General features: G+C 45.1%; 1 protein-coding gene. It reads left to right on the top strand.

Going from position 1 to position 851, the window contains the following annotated elements; translation table 11 throughout:
• Positions 1–769: histidine kinase dimerization/phospho-acceptor domain-containing protein (locus tag A3756_RS21425; RefSeq protein WP_304438922.1), on the top strand; the 769-nt coding region annotated here is incomplete at its 5' end.
• Positions 770–851: the final 82 nt, after the last annotated feature.

Here is an 851-nt window from a genome sequence, read left to right as displayed (position 1 = left end):
TGATGACGGTCGTACTATAACGGTTGGAAGTATTGGGGCCTCTGCCCGCATCGAGCAATCTGTCTATCCAATTAGTTATTGGAAGGGAGGGGAGGCTCAAGCCTACTGGTTAGGAGAGCTGGCTGTCGTCCAGAGTTTAGATGGGGTCATTGAAGAGGTTTCTAGGGAAGGACTGACTAGCTTTTTATTGTATGTGCTGGTTGTCGCTTGTTGCTCGCTAACGAGTGTTTTGCTTGGATATCAGATTGTTGTTAGGCGCTTGCGTCAGTTTATGATTGACCTGAAAAACCAGAATGTAGATGAGTCTATGAAGAGGCTTTCTTCATTAGAGGATACTGAGGTCTCTGAACTGTGGTTATCGATTCTAGAGTATAAGCAGGAGATGGAAGAGCGTCTGTATAAGTCTGAGGCTCGTTTAACGTTGTCGCAGAAGGAGTTAGAAGCAGCACGCAAGAACAGCGAGACGAAAAGCTTGTTTCTAGCAAAAATGAGCCATGAGTTGCGAACGCCAATGAACGGGTTGCTAGGTTTCACTTCGTTATTGCTGGAATCGAAGTTGGAAGATGAACAGCGTGAGTATGCTCAAACTATTCAGGTGTCTTTAGAGTCATTGTTGTACGTTGTAAATGATGTCTTGGACCTTTCCAGAATCGAGTCGGGCGATCTTATGATTACGACGATACCGTTCAATTTAAGAGGGGTGTTATCCGGTGTTACTATTCTTTTGAAAAACAGGGTCAAAGGGCCTTGTGTTCGAGAGCCGAATTAGCCCCGATATTCCACAGACTTTACGAGGAGACCCTGTACGAATACGACAAGTATTGATGAACCTAGTTGCTAACGCGATCCAG

The sequence above is a fragment of the Oleiphilus sp. HI0086 genome (assembly GCF_001635225.1).
The sequence above is the reverse complement of the archived record's forward strand: the minus strand, read 5'-3'. Positions and strand labels throughout refer to the sequence as shown.